Here is a 22,098-nt window from a genome sequence, read left to right as displayed (position 1 = left end):
GCGCTGAAACCGAACGCCCCGGCGCCCTGTCACAGCCCACCGGTACGGTCGGAGCATGTCCAATCAGTCCGCGGCGGCCCCCGGTGAGCGGCGGCTCGCCACGCTCGAAGGTGTGCTGGAGCGCATCACGTACGCCAACGAGGAGAACGGTTACACGGTCGCCCGCGTCGACACCGGCAGGGGCGCCGCCGACCTGCTCACCGTCGTCGGGGCGCTGCTCGGGGCCCAGGTGGGCGAGTCGCTGCGGATGGAGGGGCGCTGGGGGTCGCACCCGCAGTACGGGAAGCAGTTCCACGTCGAGAACTACACGACGTTGCTCCCGGCCACCGTCCAGGGCATCCGGCGCTACCTCGGTTCCGGGCTGGTCAAGGGCATCGGGCCGGTCTTCGCCGACCGCATCACCCAGCACTTCGGGCTGGACACCCTGACCGTCATCGAGGAGGAGCCCAAGCGGCTCATCGAGGTGCCCGGCCTCGGGCCCAAGCGGACCAAGAAGATCGCCGACGCCTGGGAGGAGCAGAAGGCGATCAAGGAGGTCATGCTCTTCCTCCAGACCGTCGAGGTGTCGACGTCGATCGCGGTGCGGATCTACAAGAAGTACGGGGACGCCTCGATCTCCGTGGTGAAGAACCAGCCCTACCGGCTGGCGTCCGACGTCTGGGGCATCGGCTTCCTCACCGCCGACAAGATCGCCCAGTCCGTGGGCATCCCGCACGACAGTCCGGACCGGGTCAAGGCCGGTCTGCAGTACGCGCTGTCGCAGGCCACCGACCAGGGGCACTGCTACCTCCCCGAGGAGAAGCTGATCGCCGACGCGGTGAAGCTGCTCCAGGTGGACACCGGGCTCGTCATCGAGTGCCTCGCCGAGCTGGCCGCCGAGCCGGAGGAGGGCGAGGACCCCGGCGTCGTACGGGAGAAGGTGCCCGACCCGCAGGGCGGCGACCCGATCACCGCCGTCTACCTCGTCCCCTTCCACCGCGCCGAGCTCTCCCTCTCCGCCCAGTTGCTGCGCCTCCTGCGCACCGGCGAGGACCGGATGCCGGGCTTCCGGGACGTGGACTGGGCGAAGGCCCTCGGCTGGCTCAAGGGGCGTACGGGAGCCGACCTGGCTCCCGAGCAGGAGGCCGCCGTGAAGCTGGCGCTCACCGAGAAGGTCGCGGTCCTCACCGGCGGCCCCGGCTGCGGCAAGTCGTTCACCGTCCGCTCCATCGTGGAGCTGGCCCGCGCCAGGAAGGCCAAGGTGGTGCTCGCCGCGCCGACCGGCCGCGCCGCCAAGCGCCTGGCCGAGCTGACCGGCGCCGAGGCCTCCACCGTCCACCGCCTGCTGGAGCTCAAGCCCGGCGGGGACGCCGCCTACGACCGGGACCGGCCGCTGGACGCCGACCTGGTGGTGGTCGACGAGGCGTCCATGCTCGATCTGCTGCTGGCCAACAAGCTGGTCAAGGCGGTGGCCCCGGGCGCGCACCTCCTCTTCGTCGGGGACGTCGACCAGCTCCCCAGCGTCGGCGCGGGCGAGGTGCTCCGGGACCTGCTGGCCGACGGCAGTCCCGTCCCCGCCGTCCGCCTCACCCGCGTCTTCCGCCAGGCCCAGCAGTCGGGCGTGGTGACCAACGCGCACCGGATCAACGCCGGGCAACACCCGGTCACCGACGGCATGAAGGACTTCTTCCTCTTCGTCGAGGACGACACCGAGGAGGCCGGCCGGCTCACCGTGGACGTCGCCGCGCGCCGCATCCCGGCGAGGTTCGGGCTCGACCCGCGGCGGGACGTGCAGGTCCTGGCCCCCATGCACCGGGGCCCGGCCGGCGCCGGCACGCTGAACGGACTGCTCCAGCAGGCCGTCACTCCCGGCCGGCCCGACCTGCCCGAGAAGCGGTTCGGCGGCCGGGTCTTCCGTGTCGGCGACAAGGTCACCCAGATCCGTAACAATTATGAAAAGGGTGAGAACGGGGTCTTCAACGGCACCGTCGGCGTGGTCACCTCGCTCGACCCGGTCGAACAGCGGCTGACGGTGCTGACGGACGAGGACGAGGAGGTGCCGTACGAGTTCGACGAACTGGACGAACTGGCGCACGCCTACGCGGTGACCATCCACCGCTCCCAGGGCAGCGAGTACCCGGCCGTCGTCATCCCGGTGACCACGGGCGCCTGGATGATGCTCCAGCGCAACCTGCTCTACACGGCGGTCACCCGGGCCAAGCGGCTGGTCGTCCTCGTCGGCTCCCGCAGGGCGATCGGACAGGCGGTCCGCACGGTGTCGGCGGGCAGGCGCTGTACGGCGCTCGACTTCCGGCTCGCGGGCGTCTGATCCGCCGTTGTTGCGGTTCTTCGCCCCGATCCCGGAAGAAAAATGATCGATCAAATGAGTCGCAAAGGTCACAAGGGCTTCCGGAAGTTGAACGCAACGGGCAGGATGAGAAAGTTGGCGGCACTCAGTGCCGCCGATAGGCCCGATGGTCGACCCCGAGTGCACTCTCCTGAGCCAAGTGGGGGATGGTAGAGACAGTCAGGGCACCTCGAAGATGAGGCACTACGTCGGTGAGGGAAGACGTGAGCGACAACTCTGTAGTACTGCGGTACGGCGACGGCGAGTACACCTACCCGGTGGTCGACAGCAGCGTCGGCGACAAGGGCTTCGACATCGGGAAGCTCCGCGCCCAGACCGGACTGGTGACGCTGGACAGCGGCTACGGCAACACCGCCGCATACAAATCCGCGATCACGTACCTGGACGGTGAGGGGGGCATCCTCCGTTACCGCGGGTACCCGATCGAGCAGCTGGCCGAGCGCTCCTCCTTCCTGGAGGTCGCCTACCTGCTGATCAACGGTGAGCTGCCGACCGTCGACGAACTCAGCGTGTTCAGGAACAACATCACGCAGCACACCCTGCTGCACGAGGATGTCAAGAACTTCTACAAGGGCTTCCCGCGCGACGCCCACCCGATGGCCATGCTGTCGTCGGTCGTCTCGGCGCTGTCCACGTTCTACCAGGACAGCCACAACCCCTTCGACGAGCGCCAGCGCAACCTCTCCACCACCCGGTTGCTCGCCAAGCTTCCGACCATCGCGGCCTACGCGTACAAGAAGTCGATCGGTCACCCGTTCGTCTTCCCGCGCAACGACCTCGGTTACGTCGAGAACTTCCTGCGCATGACCTTCTCGGTCCCGGCCCAGGAGTACGAGCTCGACCCGGTCGTCGTCTCCGCCCTGGACAAGCTGCTCATCCTGCACGCGGACCACGAGCAGAACTGCTCGACCTCCACGGTGCGTCTGGTCGGTTCCTCGCAGGCGAACATGTTCGCCTCGATCTCCGCCGGCATCTCCGCCCTGTGGGGCCCGCTGCACGGTGGCGCCAACCAGTCGGTCCTGGAGATGCTCGAGGGCATCCAGGCCGACGGTGGCGACGTCGACTCCTTCATCCGCAAGGTGAAGAACAAGGAGGACGGCGTCCGCCTGATGGGCTTCGGCCACCGGGTCTACAAGAACTTCGACCCCCGCGCCAAGATCATCAAGGCCGCCGCGCACGAGGTGCTGTCCGCTCTCGGCAAGTCCGACGAGCTGCTGGACATCGCGCTGAAGCTGGAGGAGCACGCGCTCTCCGACGACTACTTCGTCTCGCGCAGCCTCTACCCGAACGTGGACTTCTACACCGGTCTGATCTACCGGGCCATGGGCTTCCCGACCGAGATGTTCACGGTCCTGTTCGCCCTCGGCCGCCTTCCGGGCTGGATCGCCCAGTGGCACGAGATGATCAAGGAGCCGGGCTCCCGCATCGGCCGCCCGCGCCAGATCTACACGGGCGTGGTGGAGCGGGACTTCATCCCGGTCGAGCAGCGCTGACCGACGCCGGTCGCCGGTACGGACACCGGACGGCATGCCCTCAGGGGTGTGCCGTCCGGTGTTTTCGTCAGCGGGCCGGGCCGCTCGGGCCGGAAGCGAGTCTCGGGAAAAGCGAGAAGGCGCCCCGCGCCGGTCCCCCCACGGGCCGACGTCAGGGCGCCTTCCCATGTCCCGGTGCGGATTCCCCCCACGGGATCCGGCCGGGCGTCTGTGAAGAACAGCGCCTGAATCGCTGTGTGAGCACAATGAGCAGAACGGAACTCACTGCCCCCATGCGGTCTGCCGGGACAGCGCACGGTCGGGAGGGCCGCTCAAAGCTCTCCGAAGTACGTGCCCCGGCAACGCAGTCTGGGAAAGTCCCCCAAAGACATCCCCAGATGCCAGGTCGCGCCCCCCAAGACGCTTCCCGACATCGCCAACTTAGACCTTCGAACCCCTTCGATGGTTACGTTCACTTCACTGTGATCTGCGTCTCCTGCGTATGTCCGTTACATGCACAAGAGCCCCGGTATCGCCAATGGGGCCCAAGCGTAAGGACGGTGCGTACGCCTTGTGAAGAGCTTATGTGAAAGGTCGTACCGGACTCCAGGGGTTCATCAGGTCGAGATCTCAATGAAACGCCCTTTGACGGCGGGTCGGCCGGTGCGGCGAGGGCCGGCCGGGGCGCCGTGCCCTCAGGCCTTGCCGGCCAGTTCGAAGCCGGCCTCGTCGACGGCGGCGCGGACGGCCTCCTCGTCGAGCGGGGCCGCGGAGACGACGGTGACCACGCCGGTGGCGGCGACGGCCTTCACCGAGGCGACCCCGGGGAGCTCGGAGATCTCGCCGGAGACGGCGCCCTCGCAGTGGCCGCAGCTCATGCCGCTCACCTTGTAGGTGGCGGTGACGGAGCCCTGGGTGTCGGTCTGGGTGGTCATGTCATTACTCCCTCGTCGAGACGTGTGGGGTGGAGGGGCCCGCGGGGCCACGTTTTTCAGTCTATACCCCTAGGGGGTATGAATCCAGGACCGCCGGGGCTCTCCCGGATCAAGGAGCCACCCGCGACAAGGCGGAGGTTCGCGGATAGCGTTCCGCCGCAAACGGTGATCGCCGGGAGGGGCAGGGGAGGCGCCGGGGTGCGCGTACGGCACTCCGCGCCGGTCGCCCCGCACCGCCGGCGCGGACGGAAGGCGGGCCGGTCATGCGGGCGGTGGTGTTCGAGCGGTACGGGGAACCGGCCGAGGTGCGGGAGGTCGCGGACCCGGAGCCCGCGGAGCACGGGGTCGTGGTGCGGGTCGAGGCCACCGGCCTGTGCCGCAGCGACTGGCACGGCTGGCAGGGCCACGACCCGGACATCACGCTGCCGCACGTGCCCGGCCATGAACTGGCCGGTGTGGTCGAGGCGGTCGGCGCGCGGGTCACCGGCCGGCGGGTCGGCGACCGGGTCACCGTCCCCTTCGTCTGCGCCTGCGGGAGCTGTCCGGCCTGCGCGGCCGGGGACCAGCAGGTGTGCGAGCGGCAGACCCAGCCCGGCTTCACCCACTGGGGCTCGTTCGCCCAGTACGTGGCCCTGGACCACGCCGACGTGAACCTGGTCGACGTCCCCGAGGGCATGTCCTTCGCGACGGCCGCCTCCCTGGGCTGCCGTTTCGCCACGGCCTACCGGGCGGTGGTGCAGCAGGGCCGGGTGGCGGCGGGGGAGTTCGTCGCGGTGCACGGCTGCGGCGGGGTGGGCCTGTCGGCCGTGATGATCGCGGCGGCCTCGGGCGCCCGGGTCGTCGCCGTCGACGTGTCCCCCCGGGCCCTGGACCTGGCCCGGAAGTTCGGCGCGGCCCAGTGCGTGGACGGGTCCGAGACGCAGGACACCGCGGCCGCGGTCCGCGACCTCACCGGCGGGGGCGCCCACCTCTCCCTGGACGCCCTGGGCTCGCCCGCCACCTGCGCCGCCTCCGTGAACGGCCTGCGTCGCCGGGGCCGCCACGTCCAGGTCGGCCTGCTGCCCTCACCGACGGGCACGACCCCGGTGCCGATGGCCCGTGCCGTCGCCCTGGAGCTCGAACTCCTCGGCAGCCACGGCATGGCCGCGCACACCTATCCCCCGATGCTGGAGCTGGTCCGGGCGGGCGTCCTGCGCCCCGACCTGCTGGTGACGCGCACCATCGGCCTGGACGCCGTCCCGTCGGCCCTGGCGGCGATGGGCACGGCTCCGGGCGCGGGCGCGACGGTCATCGAGCCCTGGAACTGAGGACCGCCCGTGCCCCGGCCTCGGCCGGGCACGGGCGGCGCCGTACGGGTCAGCCGTCCCTGCGGCTCCGGTTGCCGGGCCGGGCCGCCACCCAGCGGCGCACCGTGTCCGCGTACCAGTACGGTTTGCCGCTCTCCACGTGGTCGGGCGGGGGCAGCAGACCGTGCTTGCGGTAGGAGCGCACGGTGTCCGGCTGCACCTTGATGTGTGCCGCGATGTCCTTGTACGACCACAGACGTCGGTCGGTCATGCGTCGTTCCTCCCCGCGAGCACCACGGAGGCGGCCAGGGGGCGGCCGTCAGGGGGAGCCGGGTGCTGCGCTGGCGATCACCCAGCGTTCTGCCCGGTGAACGACGCGTTACGGAGCGGGTTGGCGGTTGTGCGCGGGGCGTGACGGAAGAGCCGCCTGCGCGGGACATCTGTGACAGGAGCGAGGTGTTTGTGGCACAAGTGACGCAAAGGCCTTCGCCGGTTCGTCGGCGGGGCGGGTTGATCCGTTCGGGGTGCCCCGGTCGAACCGGCCGGGTGCGAGGAGGCCCTGTCGAGATCTGGTCCGTATGTCTGGACAAAACATTGACAGGGCTTCGCTCCACGGCTAGAAACCGGGGGAGAGCCGTACCAGGACGACCCGGGACCACCGGACACCGCGACACGGCACGAAGGGAACGCGATCGCGATGGCGTACGACCTGATCACCATGGGCCGTATCGGAGTGGACCTCTACCCGCTCCAGACCGGTGTCCCGCTTCCGCAGGTCACCTCCTTCGGCAAGTTCCTCGGCGGCTCGGCGACGAACGTCGCGGTCGCCGCCGCCCGTCTCGGACGGCACACGGCGGTGATCAGCCGCACCGGCGACGATCCCTTCGGCACCTACCTCCACCAGGAGCTGCGCGACTTCGGCGTGGACGACCGCTGGGTCACCGCGGTCCCCGGGCTGCCCACCCCGGTCACCTTCTGCGAGGTGTTCCCGCCGGACGACTTCCCGCTGTACTTCTACCGTCTGCCCAAGGCCCCCGACCTGGAGATCCACGCCCACGAACTCGACCTGGACGCCATCCGTGACGCGAGCGTCTTCTGGGTCACCGGCACCGGACTGAGCGAGGAGCCCAGCCGCACCGCGACCCTCGGCGCGCTCGCCCACCGGGCCAAGGCCGGCACCACCGTCTTCGACCTGGACTGGCGCCCGATGTTCTGGCGCGCTCCCGACCAGGCCCGCCCCTTCTACCAGGAGGCCCTGCGCCACACCACCGTCGCCGTGGGCAACCTGGACGAGGTGGAGGTCGCCACCGGCGTCCGCGAACCCCATGCCGCCGCCCGCGCGCTGCTGGCCGCCGGCGTCGAACTCGCCGTGGTCAAGCAGGGACCGAAGGGCGTCCTCGCGGTCAGCGCCACGGGTGAGAGCGCCGAGGTCCCGCCGCTCCCGGTGAACGTCCTCAACGGCCTCGGCGCCGGCGACGCCTTCGGCGGCTCCCTCTGTCACGGTCTGCTCGCCGGCTGGAGCCTGGAGCGGACCATGCGGTACGCCAACGCCGCCGGAGCCATCGTCGCCTCCCGGCTCGAGTGCTCGTCCGCCATGCCCACCGAGGACGAGATCGAGGCGGCGGTCACCGCGGGGGCCGTGCGATGACCGGGCTGAAACCCGGCCGCGTGAGTTCCGGCCGTATCCCGGGGCGCCGCTGACGGCCGGCCCCGGCACCGATCGCCTCCGGCGCGGGAGGCCGCTTTGCTTTGGCAGGAGCGAAGTGCGTGCGATGACTCCCCGCCCGCTACGGCCCCGCGCCGGAGGTCCCCGGCCGTCACCGCGGCCCACCCCGCCCCACCCCGGCTTCCCCCGGCCCAAGTGTCTACGGGGAGACCAGAACGCCCGACAGTGTGTCGGGCGCGCCACGAGCCCGATGCTGGTGGGATGAACCTGATGAATCCATGGCACGTGAAGAACCGGCGCCGCCCTCTGCGAAGGAGTACTCGGTCATGACGAAGATCGTCAACCACTGGATCGGCGGCAAGACCGCCGAAGGCACGTCGGGCACGTACGGGCCGGTGACCGACCCGGCGACCGGCGAGGTCACCACGAAGGTCGCGTTCGCCTCCGTGGAGGAGGTGGACGCCGCGGTCGCCGCCGCCAAGGAGGCGTACCTGACCTGGGGGCGGTCCTCCCTGGCCCAGCGGACCTCCGTCCTCTTCGCGTTCCGGGCGCTGCTGGACGCGCACCGCGACGAGATCGCCGCGCTGATCACCGCCGAGCACGGCAAGGTGCACTCCGACGCGCTCGGCGAGGTCGCGCGCGGACTGGAGATCGTCGACCTGGCCTGCGGGATCAGCGTGCAGCTGAAGGGCGAGCTGTCCACGGAGGTCGCCAGCCGGGTCGACGTCGCCTCGATCCGCCAGCCGCTGGGCGTCGTGGCGGGCATCACCCCGTTCAACTTCCCCGCGATGGTGCCGCTGTGGATGTTCCCGCTGGCCATCGCCTGCGGCAACACCTTCGTGCTGAAGCCGTCCGAGAAGGACCCGTCGGCCGCCGTCCGCCTCGCCGAACTGCTGTCGGAGGCCGGGCTGCCGGACGGCGTCTTCAACGTCGTCCACGGCGACAAACTGGCCGTCGACCGCCTCCTCGCCCACCCCGACGTCAAGGCCGTCTCGTTCGTCGGCTCCACGCCGATCGCCCGCTACATCCACACCACCGCCTCGGCGAACGGCAAGCGCGTCCAGGCCCTGGGCGGCGCCAAGAACCACATGCTGGTGCTGCCCGACGCCGACCTGGACGCGGCGGCCGACGCCGCCGTCTCCGCCGCCTACGGCTCGGCGGGGGAGCGCTGCATGGCGATCTCCGCGGTCGTCGCCGTCGGCGCGATCGGCGACACCCTGGTGGAGAAGATCCGCGAGCGCGCCGAGAAGATCAAGATCGGTCCCGGCAACGACCCGGCCTCCGAGATGGGCCCGCTGATCACCAAGGCCCACCGCGACAAGGTCGCCTCCTACGTGGCGAACGCGGCGGGCGAGGGCGCCGAGGTCGTCCTGGACGGCACCGGCCACACCGTCGAGGGCCACGAGGGCGGCCACTGGATCGGCATCTCCCTGCTGGACAGGGTGCCCACGTCCGCGAAGGCCTACCAGGACGAGATCTTCGGCCCGGTGCTGTGCGTGCTGCGCACCGAGACGTACGAGGAGGCCCTGGACCTGATCAACGCCTCGCCGTACGGCAACGGCACCGCGATCTTCACCCGGGACGGCGGCGCCGCCCGCCGCTTCCAGCTGGAGGTCGAGGCCGGCATGGTCGGCGTGAACGTGCCGATCCCGGTCCCCGTCGGCTACCACTCCTTCGGCGGCTGGAAGGACTCCCTCTTCGGCGACCACCACATCTACGGCAACGACGGCACGCACTTCTACACCCGCGGCAAGGTCGTCACCACCCGCTGGCCCGACCCCGCCGACGCCCCGGCCGGCGTCGACCTGGGCTTCCCCCGCAACCACTGACGGCGCGGACCGTCATCCCGGCCGGCCGGGACCGTGCTCACCCCCACGGTCCCGGCCGTCGGCCCGACGCAACCGCTCCGGGGGCGCGGTCCACTCCCGGCCCCCACCGACGGGACGTACGAACGCGGTCGGACGCGGGCGCTGATCCCCTCGCCAGGGAGGCACGTACGCCGTGACGTCCTGGAGGATCCCCACGCGTCCGGATTCCGGGTCCTCCACCAGGCTGCCGCGCGGGAGGCTTTCCGTTCCCCGAGGTGGTGCGAGCCAGTCCACGTCCGACTGCCGCCCGGTCACCGCAGGCCGTCCCGGTGACTGCTCCAGTGGTTGAGTTCCCGGAGCCGCTCGCTCAGCGGCCGCCCGCCTCCCCGCGGCGCGGACTCCGGCGGCGACTCGTCCCGGCCTTCCTCGGCCGCGCACACCAGGCCGTTCCTCAGGCAGGCCAGCAACCGCAGCATCAGGCGCCGCTCGTCAGCCGTGAGCGGCTCCGTCCCCCCGCTCACCGCGCCGTTCCGGCTGCCCGCAGAACGGCCGCGAGCCTGCGAGCGGTCTCCAGGTTGCAGCGCCCGAGGTCGATGAGCGGGACGGCGTGGCATGCCGCGACCGTGGGGACGTCCAGCGCCAGCGAGGGCAGTGTGACCCCGACACCGGCCAGCGCCACCCCCAACTCCTCCCGCACGGCCTCCGCCTGCTGAATGCCGTCCATCACCGCTTCGAGTTCCTTGTCCGTCATTTACCTGCTCCGGTCGTTCGTCACGTGTTGCACTCGAAGCATCACGCTGAGCAGGTGGCGTGACCAGGGCCGACGCGTTGCCGCTCCGCGAGGCAGCAGACGCGGTACGAGGGGCAGGGGAGTTGGCCGATGAACGTACGGCCGGAGCAGCAGGACAGTAACGAGGACTCCGCGCGGGGCGCGCTCGGCAGCACCCTGCGCTACCTCCGCGAGAAGGCGGGCAAGTCGCTGAGCCAGCTCGCCGAGGACACCAACTACGACAAGAGCTACCTGTACCGGCTGGAAGCCGCCGAACGCATCTCCAAGCGACCGGTGATGGAGGACCTGGACACGTACTACGGGACCGGAGACCTGCTGGTTCGGTTGTGGAAGCTGGCCCGGGTGGAGGTGTTCAAGGGTGGCTACAAGATGTTCATGCGGTACGAGGCCACCGCCACCATCATGCACAAGTACATGCTGACGATCCCCGGTCTGTTCCAGACGGAGGCGTACGCCAGAGCCGTTCTCTCTCTGTGGCCGGGACGCACCGAGGAAGATCTGGAGGAGCAGGTTGCCGCTCGTGTCGGCCGACAGGACGTGCTGCACCGCAAGCCGCCGCCGAACATTCGCGTGATTCTCGACGAGTCGGTGTTGCGGTGCCCGATTGCGGACCAGAAGGTCTGGGCGGAACAGTTGGCTCATCTCCGCTTCTCTGCCGAGCAGTCCTCCACCACTCTTCAAGTGCTACCGCTGGCGGCAGGATTCCATTCTCTGAAGGGGTACGGCTCCCTCTCCTTGCTCTGGCAGGAGGACGGAGGAGGGGTTGTCTACCTGGAAGGCAACGCGTCGGGTGAGCTGTTGGACGAGGCCGAGAACCTTCAGAAGTACCGCTTGGCCTACGATCAGGTAAGAGACTTGGCGCTGTCGCCACCAGAGTCGGTGGCGTTCATCGAGCGTGTCATGGAGGATTACCCGTCATGAGCCGCACCCCCGATCTCACCGCCGTCGCCTGGCGCAAGTCGAGCTACAGCGAAGGGGGCGACGGGAACTGCGTCGAGGTCGCCGACGGCTTTCCCGACGTTGTCCCCGTCCGTGACAGCAAGACCCCGCACGGCCCGGTGCTCCGCTTCCCCACCACCGCCTGGACCGCCTTCCTCGGCACCCTCAAGGGGCCCGGTTCTCCGGCTGCCTGATGCGTAGCCGCTGACCCCTGCATCGGCGGGGAGACGGTGTCCCGCCGGGTGGTGCAGGGGGATCTGCCCGGTGCCGACTCTGCGGGGCCGGGGCCGGGGCCGGGGACGGATGCGGTGCGGAAAAACGTGAGCAGTCGGCGGACAAGTGTCATCAGAGCGCTCACATGAGCCTCATCAGGACAGTGGCGGCCAAAGTGCTCACGCTTTCGGGGCGGTGTGTCACGCCCGGGGTGCGGGCTCCTGTCCCGGCGTCGCACACGTACGAGGCCGCGACCGCCCGATCAGTGGGCTGACGTGCCGTCACCTGTCGCGTGCCCGGAAAGCCCTGACGTCGACGGGAACCTGCGGATTCGCGCCTTGAACCCTGCACCACCCGACGGGACGCCATCCAGTCCTGTACCCCGCCGGATGCTCGTGACCCCTCGTAGACTCATGGCGTGGCATTCATGAGCACCCCGCACTGCTGCTTCCTGTGATCGGAAGGCGCTGAGGGCGATGCCGGACGGCGTCGCCCTCCTTGGTGTGCCTGCTGCGTGAACCACGTTCCGGCGCTGTCCGTTCTTTCCTGAGCGCGCGTGCAGGCACGGCCCTCTTCCCTTCACCCTTGCCAGGAGTGCCCCGTGCCCGTGTCGCTTCCCCCTGCCCTCGAACTCTCCCTCGACCTGCTGCGCTGCCCCACGTGCCGCACGCACCGCCTGCACCCCGACTGCGGCGCACTGCGCTGCCCAGCGGGCCACACCTTCGACATCGCCCGCCACGGCTACGCCGGCCTGCTGACGGGCACCCGTGCCACCAGCGGTGACGACGCGGCCATGGCCCGGGCCCGGGACCGCTTCCTGTCCACCGGCACCTACGCGCCCCTCCGCACAGCCGTCGCCCGCCTGGCGGCCGACGCCGCACCTGAGCAGGCCACGGTTGTGGACGTCGGATGCGGCACGGGCTACTACCTGGCCGGCGTACTCGCCCGGCTGCCCGGCGCCCGTGGCCTGGGGCTGGACACATCGGTGCGCGCGCTGCGCTCGGCGGCCCGCGCCCACGACCGAGCCGCCGCGGTGGCCTGGGACGTCTTCCGCCCCTTTCCACTGGCCGACGGGGTGGCCGATGTGGTGTTGGACGTGTTCGCCCCGCGCAACCCGGCGGAGTTCCACCGAGTGCTCCGCCCCACCGGCCGGCTGGTCGTGGTCCGTCCCACCGGACAGCACCTGGCCGAGCTGCGTGACCGGATGCGCGCGATGGTCACGATCGATCCGTCCAAGGAACAGCGCCTGCACCAGGCGCTGGATCCCTTCTTCGAGGCGGCCGTCACCGAAAAGGTCCAGTACACCGTGCCTCTGACCCAGCAGGAGGCTCTCGACCTGGTGGGGATGACGCCGAGTGCACGCCACGTGAGCCGTGCGGACCTGGCCGATGAGGGCCTCCTGCCCGACCGGGTCACCGTCTCCGTGCTGGCCACCGCCTACCGGCCTCGGTGACCAGGAGCGGGCACGCCCGGCGCCGCGCCGGCGGATGGCGTTCGGCGGCTGAGCGGACCTTCGGCCGGAGCGTGCGTCCCGCCGCGTACTGCGGACGCGGTACACGGCGGCGGTTCCGTACGCCGCTGGGAGGTCGCCCGGTTCGGTCTGCGGTCGGCACCGTACGGAGGGAGCGACCCCGTACGGTTGACGCATGGATCTTCGAATGCCCGGCCGGCCCGGAGTGCGGTGGCCCCGATGGCGGCGGTCGCGGCGGGCGATGGCCGCCGTGGGGGCCGCCGTCGTGCTCGCCGGGGCCGGTACGTGGACCGCCGTCGCCGCCGAGGACGCGGCGCCCGCGGTCAGCCGGACCGACCGGATCGCGAATACGGCCGACGGGGTGCGCATCGACACCTCGTACTTCACCGCCGGCCCGGACGGCCGCCGCCCCGCCGTGCTGCTCGGGCACGGCTTCGGCGGCAGCAAGGACGACGTACGGCAGCAGGCCGAGGAACTCGCGCGCGAGGGGTACGCGGTGCTGACCTGGTCCGCGCGCAGCTTCGGCGAGTCCACCGGGAAGATCGGGCTGAACGACCCGAAGGGCGAGGTCGCCGACGTCTCCCGGCTCATCGACTGGCTGGCGAAGCAGCCCGAGGTGCAGCTGGACGAGGCCGGCGACCCGCGCCTCGGCATGGCCGGCGCCTCCTACGGCGGCGCCATCGCGCTGCTCACCGCCGGGCACGACGACCGGGTGGACGCCATCGCCCCCGCGATCACCTACTTCGACCTCGCCGAAGCGCTCTTCCCGAACGGCGTGTTCAAGAAGCTGTGGGCGGGCGTCTTCGTCAACTCCGGCGGCGGCTGCGAGAAGTTCGAACCCGCGCTGTGCCGGATGTACGAGCGGGTCGCCGAGTCCGGCACCCCGGACGCCGAGGCCGTCAAGCTGCTCGAAGAGCGGTCCCCGTCCGCCGTGGCCGACCGCATCGACGTACCGACGCTGCTGATGCAGGGCCAGAACGACTCCCTGTTCCCGCTCGGCCACGCCGACGCCGCCGCGAAGGCGATCCGGGCGAACGGCGCCCCGGTCGACGTCGACTGGATCGCCGGCGGGCACGACGGCGGTGAACCGGAGGCGGACCGGATCCGCGACCGGACCCGGGCCTGGTTCGACCGGTACCTGAAGGAGGACAAGGGGGCCGACACCGGCCCCGCCTTCCGCGTCACCCGCACCGGCGGCGTCGACTCCACCAACGGGCGGGCCGTGCTGAGCGGCGCGAGCGCGGACCGCTACCCGGGCCTGACCGGTGACGGCAAGGACGTCCCGCTCACCGGAGGCGAGCAGAGCTTCGCCAACCCGGCCGGCGCCAGCCCGCCCGCCGTCTCCGCCCTGCCCGGCCTCGGCGGCGCCGGCGGCCTTTCCCAGCTCTCCTCGCTCGGCGTCGGCGTCTCCCTGGACTTCCCCGGCCAGCACGCCCGCTTCGAGTCGGCCCCGGTCACCGGCGACCTGCGGATCACCGGATCGCCGACGGCCACCGTGCACGTGAGGTCGACCAGCGACGACGCCGTCCTCTTCGGAAAGGTGTACGACGTCGGCCCGGACGGGCGGCAGCAGGTGCTGCCCTCCCAGCTGGTCACCCCGGTCCGCGTCGAGGACGCCAAGGCGGGCAAGGACGTGACCGTCACCTTCCCGGCCGTCGACCACGAGGTCCGGCAGGGCCACCGCCTGCGCCTGGTCCTCGCCTCCACCGACCTCGGCTACGCCTCACCGGCCGCCCCGGCGACGTACACCGTCTCCCTCAAGGGCGACCTCACCGTCCCCACCGCGCCCGGGGTGACCACCGCGGCGGCCCCGCTGCCCGCGTGGGTGTGGTGGCTGCCGCTCGCCGGAGCCGTGACCGCCCTCGTCCTGGTGCTCACCGGCCGCCGCCGCACGGCCGCCGCGCCCCCCGACCCCGCACTCGCGGACGTGCCCCTGCAGATCACGGACCTGAGCAAGCGCTACGTCCGCTCCACCGACCGGTACGCCGTACGGAACCTGTCCTTCCGTGTGGAGCAGGGCCAGGTCCTCGGTCTGCTCGGGCCGAACGGCGCGGGCAAGACCACCACCCTGCGCATGCTGATGGGCCTGATCACCCCCGACGGCGGCGAGATCCGCGTCTTCGGTCACGCGATCCGCCCCGGTGCCCCGGTGCTCTCCCGGGTCGGCGCCTTCGTCGAGGGCGCGGGCTTCCTGCCGTACCTGTCCGGCCGGGAGAACCTGGAGCTGTACTGGCAGGCCACCGGGCGCCCGGCCGAGGACGCCCACCTGGACGAGGCCCTGGAGATCGCGGGCCTCGGCGACGCCCTCGCCCGCGCGGTGCGCACCTACTCCCAGGGCATGCGCCAGCGCCTGGCCATCGCCCAGGCCATGCTCGGCCTGCCCGACCTGCTCATCCTGGACGAGCCGACCAACGGGCTGGACCCGCCGCAGATCCGCGAGATGCGCGAGGTGATGATCCGGTACGCGGCCGCCGGCCGCACGGTGATCGTCTCCAGCCATCTGCTGTCGGAGGTGGAGCAGTCCTGCACCCACCTCGTCGTCATGGACCGCGGCAGGCTGGTCCAGGCCGGTCCGGTGCGGGAGATCGTCGGCTCCGGGGACACCCTGCTCGTGGGCACCGCATCCCCCGTGGACGAGCCGCTCGCCGAGAAGGTGGCCGCCCTGCCGGGCGTCGCCTCGGCGGTCCGCGTCGAGGACGGGCTGCTGGTCCGCCTCGACGCCGACGGCACCGCCGCCCGCCTGGTCGCCGAACTGGTCCGGCTGGACGTGCCGGTGGAGTCGGTGGGCCCGCACCGCCGCCTCGAAGACGCCTTCCTCACGTTGATCGGAGGTTCCGCATGAGCACGCTCACCGAGCGGAACGGGCCCACGGAGCCGGCCGCCTCCACGGAGCCGGCCAGGCCCGTGGAGGTGGCCGACGGCTACCGCGCGGGCCGCACCCTGCCGCTACGGGTCGAGCTGGTCCGGCAGCTGAAGCGCCGCCGCACGCTCGTCATGGGCGCGATCCTCGCCGCCCTGCCGTTCGTCCTGGTCGTCGCCTTCGCGATCGGCGGTGAGCCGGAGGGCCGGGAGGGCCGGATCACCCTGATGGACACGGCCACCGCCTCCGGCGCCAACTTCGCCGCCGTGAACCTGTTCGTCTCGGCGGGCTTCCTGCTGGTCATCCCGGTCGCCCTGTTCTGCGGGGACACGGTCGCCTCGGAGGCCGGCTGGTCCTCGCTGCGCTACCTGCTCGCCGCGCCGGTGCCGCGGATGCGGCTGCTGTGGTCCAAGCTCGTCGTCGGACTGGGGCTCAGCCTCGCCGCGATGGTGCTGCTGCCGGTCGTCGCGCTCGCCGTCGGCACCGCCGCCTACGGCTGGGGCCCGCTGCAGATCCCCACCGGAGGCTCGCTGGACCCCGCGACGGCGGCGCAGCGGCTCGTGGTGGTCGTGGCGTACATCTTCGTGTCCCAGCTGGTCACCGCCGGGCTCGCGTTCTGGCTGTCGACGCGCACCGACGCCCCGCTGGGCGCGGTCGGCGGCGCCGTCGGACTGACCATCGTCGGCAACGTCCTCGACGCGGTGACCGCCCTCGGCGACTGGCGGGACTTCCTGCCCGCGCACTGGCAGTTCGCCTGGGCGGACGCCGTCCAGCCGGACCCGGAGTGGTCCGGCATGATCCAGGGTACCGCGGTCTCGGTGACGTACGCGTTCGTGCTGTTCGCACTGGCCTTCCGCGGTTTCGCCCGCAAGGACGTGGTGTCGTAGCCGCGAACGCTCAGAGTGGGCCAAGCGGGTGAACCTGCGCAACCGATTCCCGTGCGTCGTGTTGATGAAGCAGAAGGGCTTGCGACGCCACGAGAAAGGAAAGCGCTGTGCTGCTCCGTCCGCGGTACACCGGCACCTTCCGCAGGCATCCCCGACGGTGAGCATGCCGTGGTGTCCGCGTACCAGCCTCCCGGCTCCGCCATGGCCGGCCTCGCGCGTCGATCTCCGTGCCGAGGCCGCCGGCTTTCCCACTTCTTCGAGCAGGAAGACGAACGACATTGCGACAGACCCTGAGCAAGGGAGTGTTCGCGGCGGCCGCCGCCACGGGCATTCTCTCTCTGTACGGAGCCCCCGCTTTCGCCGACGCGCACGCGGAGGGAGCCGCCACGGACTCTCCCGGTGTGCTGTCCGGGAACAACGTCCAGGTGCCGGTGGAGGTGCCGGTGAACGTGTGCGGCAACACCGTCGGTGTGGTCTCCGTGTTCAATGAGGCGTCCGGCAACGTGTGCGCCAACACGTCACACCAGGCCGGGCCCCGGTCCGAGCACGCGGAGGGCAGGGCCGAGGACAAGTCCGGCCCCCGGTCCGAGCACCGGTCCTCCGCCGAGCGCTCGTACGGCGGCTTCGACGGCGGTGGCTCGCACGCGGAGGGGGTCGCCAAGGGCTCCCCCGGTGTGGCGTCCGGAAACCTCGTCCAGGTGCCGGTGCACGCGCCGGTGAACGTGTGCGGCAACAACGTCGACGTGATCGGGGCGTTCAACGAGGCGTCCGACAACGACTGCCGCAACACCTCGCACGGCGGCCGCGGCGGCGGTGGCTCGCACGCGGAGGGGGTCGCCAAGGGCTCTCCCGGTGTGCTGTCCGGAAACCTCGTCCAGGTGCCCCTCGGCCTGCCGCTGAACGTGTGCGGCAACAACGTCGGCCTGGTCGGGCTGTTCAACGAGGCGTCCGACAACGACTGCCGCAACGAGCAGGGCCGGTCGCCCGAGCCCGAGCACCGCACCGAGCGCGAGACACCTTCGACGCCGCCCACGCGTACGCACACCCCGCCCCCCACGCACGTCGTCGACACGCCGCCGCAGGACGTGGAGGAGCCCGGTGCGCCGCCGCACCTGGCCGAGACCGGCAGTGAGGGCATGCTGGTGGCCTCGGCCGCCGGTGCCACCCTGCTCGTGGGCGGGGCGCTGCTGTACCGCCGCGGTCGCGTCGCCCTTCGCCGGTAGCGGTTCCCGCGGTGCCGGGCCCCGTCGGCCCGGCACCGCGGGGCTTTCCGGGGCCTGAAGCCGGGCACGCCCCCGGACCGACGCGGGCCACCTCGTACGGTGGCCCGCGTCGGTCCGGGGGCTCAGTGCTGTACGGGGAGGGTTTCCCGTCAGAGGCTCACCGGTGTCGGCGAGTCGGTCCGGCCGACGGCCGAGGGGACCGGGACCCTTCCCCGCGCAGGGGTGGACCTGAGCCGGCGGCGCACCCCTTGGACGAGTGCCGCCGCCGTGTACGTCGCGCCCTGGACGAAGCGCATGGACGGGCCGAAGCCGGACGCCGTCGTCAGACCCGCGAAGAACAGGCCGGGATGGGAGGACTCGAAGCCCCGTCCGATCGCCGGGGAACCGTCGGGCAGGGCCGCCAGCGTGCCGCGCAGCTCGGCGGAGAGCATGCCGAGCCGGTCGCGGTGCACCCGGAACCCCGTGGCGGCGATGACGTGTTCGGTGCCGAGGGAGCGGGTCTCACCCGTGCGGTTCACCAGGTCCAGCCGTACGCCACCCGGCACCGCGCAGGCCTCCGTGACCTCGTGGCCCGGCAGCAGTTCCACCGCGCGCTCCACCCGGTCCCGCACCCACCAGGCGCCCGCCGGACCCAGCGCCGTGGCCGCGATGTGCGACCGGGTCTGCTGCGGCAGCCGCCGGAAGAGGCCGGGGCGCTCGGAGTAGAACCAGTTCCGCCAGCCGGGGCCGAGACCGCTGTGCGGGGAGCGGACCGACTGCCACCAGGGGCGTTCCCAGGCCGGCGGCACGTCGTTCCACCGCACCCGGTCCGCCCGCGCCAGCACCCGTACGCGGGTGCCCTGTTCGGCGAGAAGGGCCGCGGTCTCCAGGGCCGCCTGACCGCCGCCGAGCACCGTGACGTCCTTGCCGCGGAAGTGGTCGAGGTCGCTGTGGTGGCTGCTGTGCGTCACCAGTGAGGGGTGCAGTTCGCGCAGGGCCTGCGGCACCTCGATGAACGGAATCACACCGACCGCCAACGCCACCGTCCGCGCGTGCAGCGCCTCCCCGTCGTCGGTGACCACCGTGAAGCCGGCGGGGCCGGATGTCACCCTGGCCACCATGCGCTCGTCGATCTCCGGAACGGCATGGCGGGCGAACCACAGGCCGTACTCCGCGAACGCCGTCACCGGGATCGGCTCCGCGTGACGCGCCGTCAGCCCCTGCTCCGCGCAGTAGGCGGCCAGGGTCCACTCCCCGTCCGGATCCGAGAGGTTGGACGCCCACGGCTCCGACTTCAGGAACATGCCGCCGGGCATGTTGTCCCGCCAGGACGCCATGGGCCGACCGAACACGCGCAGGTTCAGCCCGGCGGCCGCGGCGTGGGACGCGATCGACAGACCGTACGGTCCGGCGCCCACCACCAGAAGGTCGTACATCATCAACTGCTCGCTTTCTCGTTGTCGGTCGGGGAGGGCGAGGCCGCCCGGGGGATCAGGGGTGCTGCCGGTGCCGCCGCCGTACTGGCGCCCAGCCGCTCACGCAGCCGGCCGGACACATGACGGGCCCACAGGGCCCACATCGCCCGTCCGGGCCCGCGGTCGTCCCGGGCGTGCCAGGCCAGTTCGCGTCCGCCCGGCGCCGTGCGCAGCGCGGCGAGCGGCGCGTAGTTCTCCACCACGAACGTCCGCCCGGCCACCGGCTCGCCGACCGGCGGGCGACGGCCCGTCAGGTCCAGGTGGAGGGCGCGTACGACGTCCAGTCCGGCGCTGTCCTCGAAGAGCCGGAACTGGGCGCCGGGGCGCGGGTTGAAGTCGAGCAGGTGGTAGCGGCCCGTCGCGTGGCAGCGGCGGAAGTCGAGGTCGAAGACGCCGCGGTAGCCCAGTTCACCGGTGAGCCGCTCGGCCAGGGCCTGTACCTGGGCGTTGGGCGTCCAGCAGCCCACCGCCGTCAGCCCCGCGCCACGTGGCCAGGCCAGTTGCTTCCGGCCCGGCCCACCCGTGCGCACGGCGCCCGAGTGGTCGGCGTAGCCGTGGAAGAACCAGTCCCGGTCCGGTCCCGGCGGCAGGTAGGCCTGCAACAGGAGCGGGCTGCCCGCCTCGTCGGTGCGCCGGTACAGCTCCCGGGCCTGCTCCGCGGACCGCACCAGCCGGGTGCTGCGCAGCCCGCTGCCGGCCGGCAGCAGCCAGGGCCGGCTCCACTTCGCCACCAGGGGCAGCCCGAGCCGCCACGCGTCCTCGGTGGCCCGCTGGGGGCTGTCCGGGATGAGCGTGACCGGGTGCGGAACGTCCGCGGACGCGCACACGGCGGCCAGTTCCGCCTTGTCGGCGACGCGTTCGGGCAGTGTGCCGGGCATCTCGGGCAGCAGGTAGGAGGGTGTCAGGGCGTCCCGCAGGCGTCCGGCGGCGATCGCGCTCGCGTCGTCCATCGGGACCAGGACGGCGGGCCGTGCGATCCGGTCGGCCACGCGGCGCAGCACGGCGAGGATGTCGTCCGTGGACGCGCCGGGCGCCGGCGGTGGATGCAGCCGCCGGACATAACGTGAGCGGTGAACGGGACTTCTGGACTCGTCGGCGACGACGTGCACCTCCACTCCCGCCCTGCCGAGCGAACGTACGGCTCCAAGCGTTCCGTGATGGAAGGGATTCCGGTCGATCCGCAGAATGACGGCGGGGACGCGGGTGTCGAGCAGCGGCACGAATTCCTCCTTCTTTCGGGTTCTCAGGTTTCCTTCAGTGCTTTTCAGGGTTCTTCAGGGTTCTATGGGGTTTTCGGGTTTCTTTTCGATCGGCTCACCCGCACGGGGGGAGCGCGGCACTCTAAAGCCGCATGTCAGTGGCGTCACGGGATTTCCTGTGACTGACTTTCGTATGAATGTTCGTCAATGAAGAGTCCAGAAGCTGAAGGTCGGACGAGAGTGAAGAGAGGAACCGGTATGGCCCCACAACACGAGCGTGTCCGGGTTCGCGGGCCGGTCGTGGGCGCGGTGGCGATCGCGGTGTCGGCCGCCCTGGCGTTCGGTCTCATGGCGGGCACGGGGGTGGAGGTGGCGGGCGACGACTCCCGCGCTCCGGGACCGGGGCCGGCGGCGTCCGTCAAGGCGCCCCCGAGCACGGCGCCGTCCCGACCGGTACCGCAAGGGGAGTTGCCGCCCTTCGGCGCCTTCCTCGGCTCCGACGCCCGTGGTGTGGCCCGTATGGAGCAGTTCAGCCGCTGGCTGGGCGGTGCCGAGCTCCGCGTCGGCCACACCTATCTGCCCGGCAACCACTGGAGCGACATCGCGGGCGACGTCGGCTTCCTCGAGGCGTGGGCGCAGTGGCGCAACAAGAAGGACGACCGGATGCTCGTCCTCAACGTGCCCATGCAGGAGCGCAACGAGGAGGGCGTCTCCGACGAGGAGGTCCGGCAGCTGCTGCGGCGGGGCGCGGCCGGAGAGTTCGATCACCACTTCCGTGCCCTGGCCGAGCGGCTGGTCCGGCTGAAGGTGCCGGACACGATCCTCGTGCTCGGCTGGGAGATGAACGGCGTCACGTACACCCATCGGTGCGGGCCGGATCCGGAGGCATGGAAGAAGTACTGGAACAGGATCGTCACCACCATGCGGGCGGTGCCGGGCCAGAAGTTCCGGTTCGACTTCACGCCGAGCCGCGGCCGGGACTCCGTTCCCTGGACGCAGTGCTACCCCGGGAACGAGACGGTCGACATCGTCGGTATGGACTCCTACGACCAGCCGGCCGGAATGCCGTTCGACGAACAGGTGAAAGAGCCGTACGGGCTTCAGGCGCACGTGGATTTCGCGAAAGCCCACGGCAAGCCCATCTCCTACCCCGAATGGGGGCTTTTCCGCAACGGCGACAATCCCGAGTACATGCGCCGCATGCTCGCGTGGATGGACGAGCACCGGCCGCTGTACAACACGGTGACCGACTACTGCCCGCACGGTGTGTGGCAGTGCGACGACAACCCGGAATCGTCCCGCGTCTACCGGACGACGCTGTCCGGCCGCACCGGCACGACGACCCCGGCGCCCACGCCCACACCCGTGTCCACGCCCACACCCACACCCACACCCACACTCCCGCCCACCGCACCGAAGCCGCCGAAGAGCTGCACGCCGCTGGACATGGGCGACTGGGTGGAGCACTGGCTCGGCGGGAAGCTCTGTCTCCGCTTCGACTGGTGGTCGCGGATGCGTTAGCGCGACCGCCGACCCGGCCGGGTACAC

General features: G+C 71.3%; 18 protein-coding genes and 1 pseudogene. 13 read left to right on the top strand and 6 right to left on the bottom strand.

What is annotated here, in order from left to right; genetic code table 11:
• Positions 1-55 precede the first annotated feature (55 nt).
• Both recD2 and ACVW19_RS11600 read left to right on the top strand, forming a co-directional pair.
• The gene (gene recD2, locus ACVW19_RS11605; RefSeq protein WP_457459009.1) at positions 56-2,308 is read left to right on the top strand and encodes an SF1B family DNA helicase RecD2; all 2,253 of its coding nucleotides are present in this window, start codon (positions 56-58) and stop codon (positions 2,306-2,308) included.
• 242 nt (positions 2,309-2,550) lie between these two features.
• A complete protein-coding gene (locus ACVW19_RS11600; protein ID WP_457459007.1) occupies positions 2,551-3,840 on the top strand; it encodes a citrate synthase in 1,290 nt (429 codons plus the stop codon).
• A 674-nt stretch (positions 3,841-4,514) separates the two neighbouring features.
• On the opposite strand, the gene ACVW19_RS11595 is transcribed toward ACVW19_RS11600, so the two are convergent.
• Complete coding sequence (locus ACVW19_RS11595; protein WP_457459005.1) at positions 4,515-4,754, bottom strand: heavy-metal-associated domain-containing protein; 240 nt, start codon at positions 4,752-4,754, stop codon at positions 4,515-4,517.
• A gap of 263 nt (positions 4,755-5,017) precedes the next feature.
• Between ACVW19_RS11595 and ACVW19_RS11590 the strand changes: the two genes are divergently transcribed.
• Positions 5,018-6,061, top strand: a complete 1,044-nt coding sequence (locus ACVW19_RS11590; protein WP_457459003.1) for a zinc-dependent alcohol dehydrogenase family protein — start codon at positions 5,018-5,020, stop codon at positions 6,059-6,061.
• 49 nt (positions 6,062-6,110) lie between these two features.
• Here ACVW19_RS11590 and ACVW19_RS11585 read toward each other — a convergent pair whose 3' ends face one another.
• Entirely contained in the window at positions 6,111-6,311 is a 201-nt protein-coding gene (locus ACVW19_RS11585; RefSeq protein ID WP_457459001.1) for a helix-turn-helix transcriptional regulator, read from the bottom strand.
• 426 nt (positions 6,312-6,737) lie between these two features.
• Here ACVW19_RS11585 and iolC point away from each other — a divergent pair, with 426 nt between their 5' ends.
• The 3 genes and pseudogenes from iolC to mmsA all read left to right on the top strand — a co-directional run bounded on the left by iolC (position 6,738) and on the right by mmsA (position 9,535).
• Positions 6,738-7,688 carry a 5-dehydro-2-deoxygluconokinase gene (gene iolC, locus ACVW19_RS11580; protein ID WP_457458999.1) on the top strand — a complete coding sequence of 317 codons (951 nt, stop codon included), beginning with the start codon at positions 6,738-6,740 and terminating at the stop codon, positions 7,686-7,688.
• A gap of 53 nt (positions 7,689-7,741) precedes the next feature.
• A pseudogene (locus tag ACVW19_RS11575) lies at positions 7,742-7,813 on the top strand (5-deoxy-glucuronate isomerase); the annotation flags it as partial.
• A 219-nt stretch (positions 7,814-8,032) separates the two neighbouring features.
• Positions 8,033-9,535 carry a CoA-acylating methylmalonate-semialdehyde dehydrogenase gene (mmsA, locus tag ACVW19_RS11570; protein WP_457458997.1) on the top strand — a complete coding sequence of 501 codons (1,503 nt, stop codon included), beginning with the start codon at positions 8,033-8,035 and terminating at the stop codon, positions 9,533-9,535.
• A 290-nt stretch (positions 9,536-9,825) separates the two neighbouring features.
• Here mmsA and ACVW19_RS11565 read toward each other — a convergent pair whose 3' ends face one another.
• Positions 9,826-10,035: a hypothetical protein gene (locus ACVW19_RS11565; RefSeq protein WP_457458995.1), complete on the bottom strand. Its 210-nt coding sequence runs from the start codon at positions 10,033-10,035 to the stop codon at positions 9,826-9,828.
• Positions 10,032-10,265 carry a hypothetical protein gene (locus ACVW19_RS11560; RefSeq protein ID WP_457458993.1) on the bottom strand — a complete coding sequence of 78 codons (234 nt, stop codon included), beginning with the start codon at positions 10,263-10,265 and terminating at the stop codon, positions 10,032-10,034. Before ACVW19_RS11560 ends, ACVW19_RS11565 begins: the two co-directional genes overlap by 4 nt.
• Positions 10,266-10,394: 129 nt before the next feature.
• Here ACVW19_RS11560 and ACVW19_RS11555 point away from each other — a divergent pair, with 129 nt between their 5' ends.
• The 6 genes from ACVW19_RS11555 to ACVW19_RS11530 all read left to right on the top strand — a co-directional run bounded on the left by ACVW19_RS11555 (position 10,395) and on the right by ACVW19_RS11530 (position 17,897).
• Entirely contained in the window at positions 10,395-11,225 is an 831-nt protein-coding gene (locus ACVW19_RS11555) for a helix-turn-helix domain-containing protein (RefSeq protein WP_457458992.1), read from the top strand.
• Positions 11,222-11,437, top strand: a complete 216-nt coding sequence (locus tag ACVW19_RS11550) for a DUF397 domain-containing protein (protein WP_457458990.1) — start codon at positions 11,222-11,224, stop codon at positions 11,435-11,437. The genes ACVW19_RS11555 and ACVW19_RS11550 overlap by 4 nt, the downstream gene beginning before the upstream one ends.
• A 620-nt stretch (positions 11,438-12,057) precedes the next feature.
• Positions 12,058-12,909, top strand: coding sequence for a methyltransferase domain-containing protein (locus tag ACVW19_RS11545; RefSeq protein WP_457458988.1), 852 nt, complete (start codon positions 12,058-12,060; stop codon positions 12,907-12,909).
• A 193-nt stretch (positions 12,910-13,102) separates the two neighbouring features.
• Entirely contained in the window at positions 13,103-15,769 is a 2,667-nt protein-coding gene (locus ACVW19_RS11540; protein ID WP_457458986.1) for an alpha/beta fold hydrolase, read from the top strand.
• Positions 15,766-16,674: an ABC transporter permease gene (locus ACVW19_RS11535; RefSeq protein ID WP_457458984.1), complete on the top strand. Its 909-nt coding sequence runs from the start codon at positions 15,766-15,768 to the stop codon at positions 16,672-16,674. The genes ACVW19_RS11540 and ACVW19_RS11535 overlap by 4 nt, the downstream gene beginning before the upstream one ends.
• Positions 16,675-16,952: 278 nt before the next feature.
• A complete protein-coding gene (locus ACVW19_RS11530) occupies positions 16,953-17,897 on the top strand; it encodes a chaplin family protein (protein WP_457458982.1) in 945 nt (314 codons plus the stop codon).
• Positions 17,898-18,046: 149 nt separating this feature from the next.
• On the opposite strand, the gene ACVW19_RS11525 is transcribed toward ACVW19_RS11530, so the two are convergent.
• A complete protein-coding gene (locus tag ACVW19_RS11525; RefSeq protein WP_457464560.1) occupies positions 18,047-19,312 on the bottom strand; it encodes a SidA/IucD/PvdA family monooxygenase in 1,266 nt (421 codons plus the stop codon).
• A gap of 2 nt (positions 19,313-19,314) precedes the next feature.
• A complete protein-coding gene (locus ACVW19_RS11520; protein ID WP_457458980.1) occupies positions 19,315-20,571 on the bottom strand; it encodes a carboxylate--amine ligase in 1,257 nt (418 codons plus the stop codon).
• Positions 20,572-20,808: 237 nt separating this feature from the next.
• Between ACVW19_RS11520 and ACVW19_RS11515 the strand changes: the two genes are divergently transcribed.
• Entirely contained in the window at positions 20,809-22,071 is a 1,263-nt protein-coding gene (locus ACVW19_RS11515; protein WP_457458978.1) for a glycoside hydrolase family 26 protein, read from the top strand.
• Positions 22,072-22,098: the final 27 nt, after the last annotated feature.

This window comes from Streptomyces sp. TE5632 (genome assembly GCF_054061295.1).
Note: the sequence above shows the minus strand (reverse complement) of the source record. Positions and strands in the feature narration are given on the sequence as shown.

Bases quoted from the DNA above. Each gene is read 5' to 3' on its own strand.
- recD2 (WP_457459009.1), top strand. From the start codon at position 56: ATGTCCAATCAGTCCGCGGCGGCCCCCGGTGAGCGGCGGCTCGCCACG.
- ACVW19_RS11595 (WP_457459005.1), bottom strand. From the start codon at position 4,754: ATGACCACCCAGACCGACACCCAGGGCTCCGTCACCGCCACCTACAAG.
- ACVW19_RS11590 (WP_457459003.1), top strand. From the start codon at position 5,018: ATGCGGGCGGTGGTGTTCGAGCGGTACGGGGAACCGGCCGAGGTGCGG.
- ACVW19_RS11585 (WP_457459001.1), bottom strand. From the start codon at position 6,311: ATGACCGACCGACGTCTGTGGTCGTACAAGGACATCGCGGCACACATC.
- iolC (WP_457458999.1), top strand. From the start codon at position 6,738: ATGGCGTACGACCTGATCACCATGGGCCGTATCGGAGTGGACCTCTAC.
- mmsA (WP_457458997.1), top strand. From the start codon at position 8,033: ATGACGAAGATCGTCAACCACTGGATCGGCGGCAAGACCGCCGAAGGC.
- ACVW19_RS11560 (WP_457458993.1), bottom strand. From the start codon at position 10,265: ATGACGGACAAGGAACTCGAAGCGGTGATGGACGGCATTCAGCAGGCG.
- ACVW19_RS11555 (WP_457458992.1), top strand. From the start codon at position 10,395: ATGAACGTACGGCCGGAGCAGCAGGACAGTAACGAGGACTCCGCGCGG.
- ACVW19_RS11550 (WP_457458990.1), top strand. From the start codon at position 11,222: ATGAGCCGCACCCCCGATCTCACCGCCGTCGCCTGGCGCAAGTCGAGC.
- ACVW19_RS11540 (WP_457458986.1), top strand. From the start codon at position 13,103: ATGGATCTTCGAATGCCCGGCCGGCCCGGAGTGCGGTGGCCCCGATGG.
- ACVW19_RS11535 (WP_457458984.1), top strand. From the start codon at position 15,766: ATGAGCACGCTCACCGAGCGGAACGGGCCCACGGAGCCGGCCGCCTCC.
- ACVW19_RS11525 (WP_457464560.1), bottom strand. From the start codon at position 19,312: ATGTACGACCTTCTGGTGGTGGGCGCCGGACCGTACGGTCTGTCGATC.
- ACVW19_RS11515 (WP_457458978.1), top strand. From the start codon at position 20,809: ATGGCCCCACAACACGAGCGTGTCCGGGTTCGCGGGCCGGTCGTGGGC.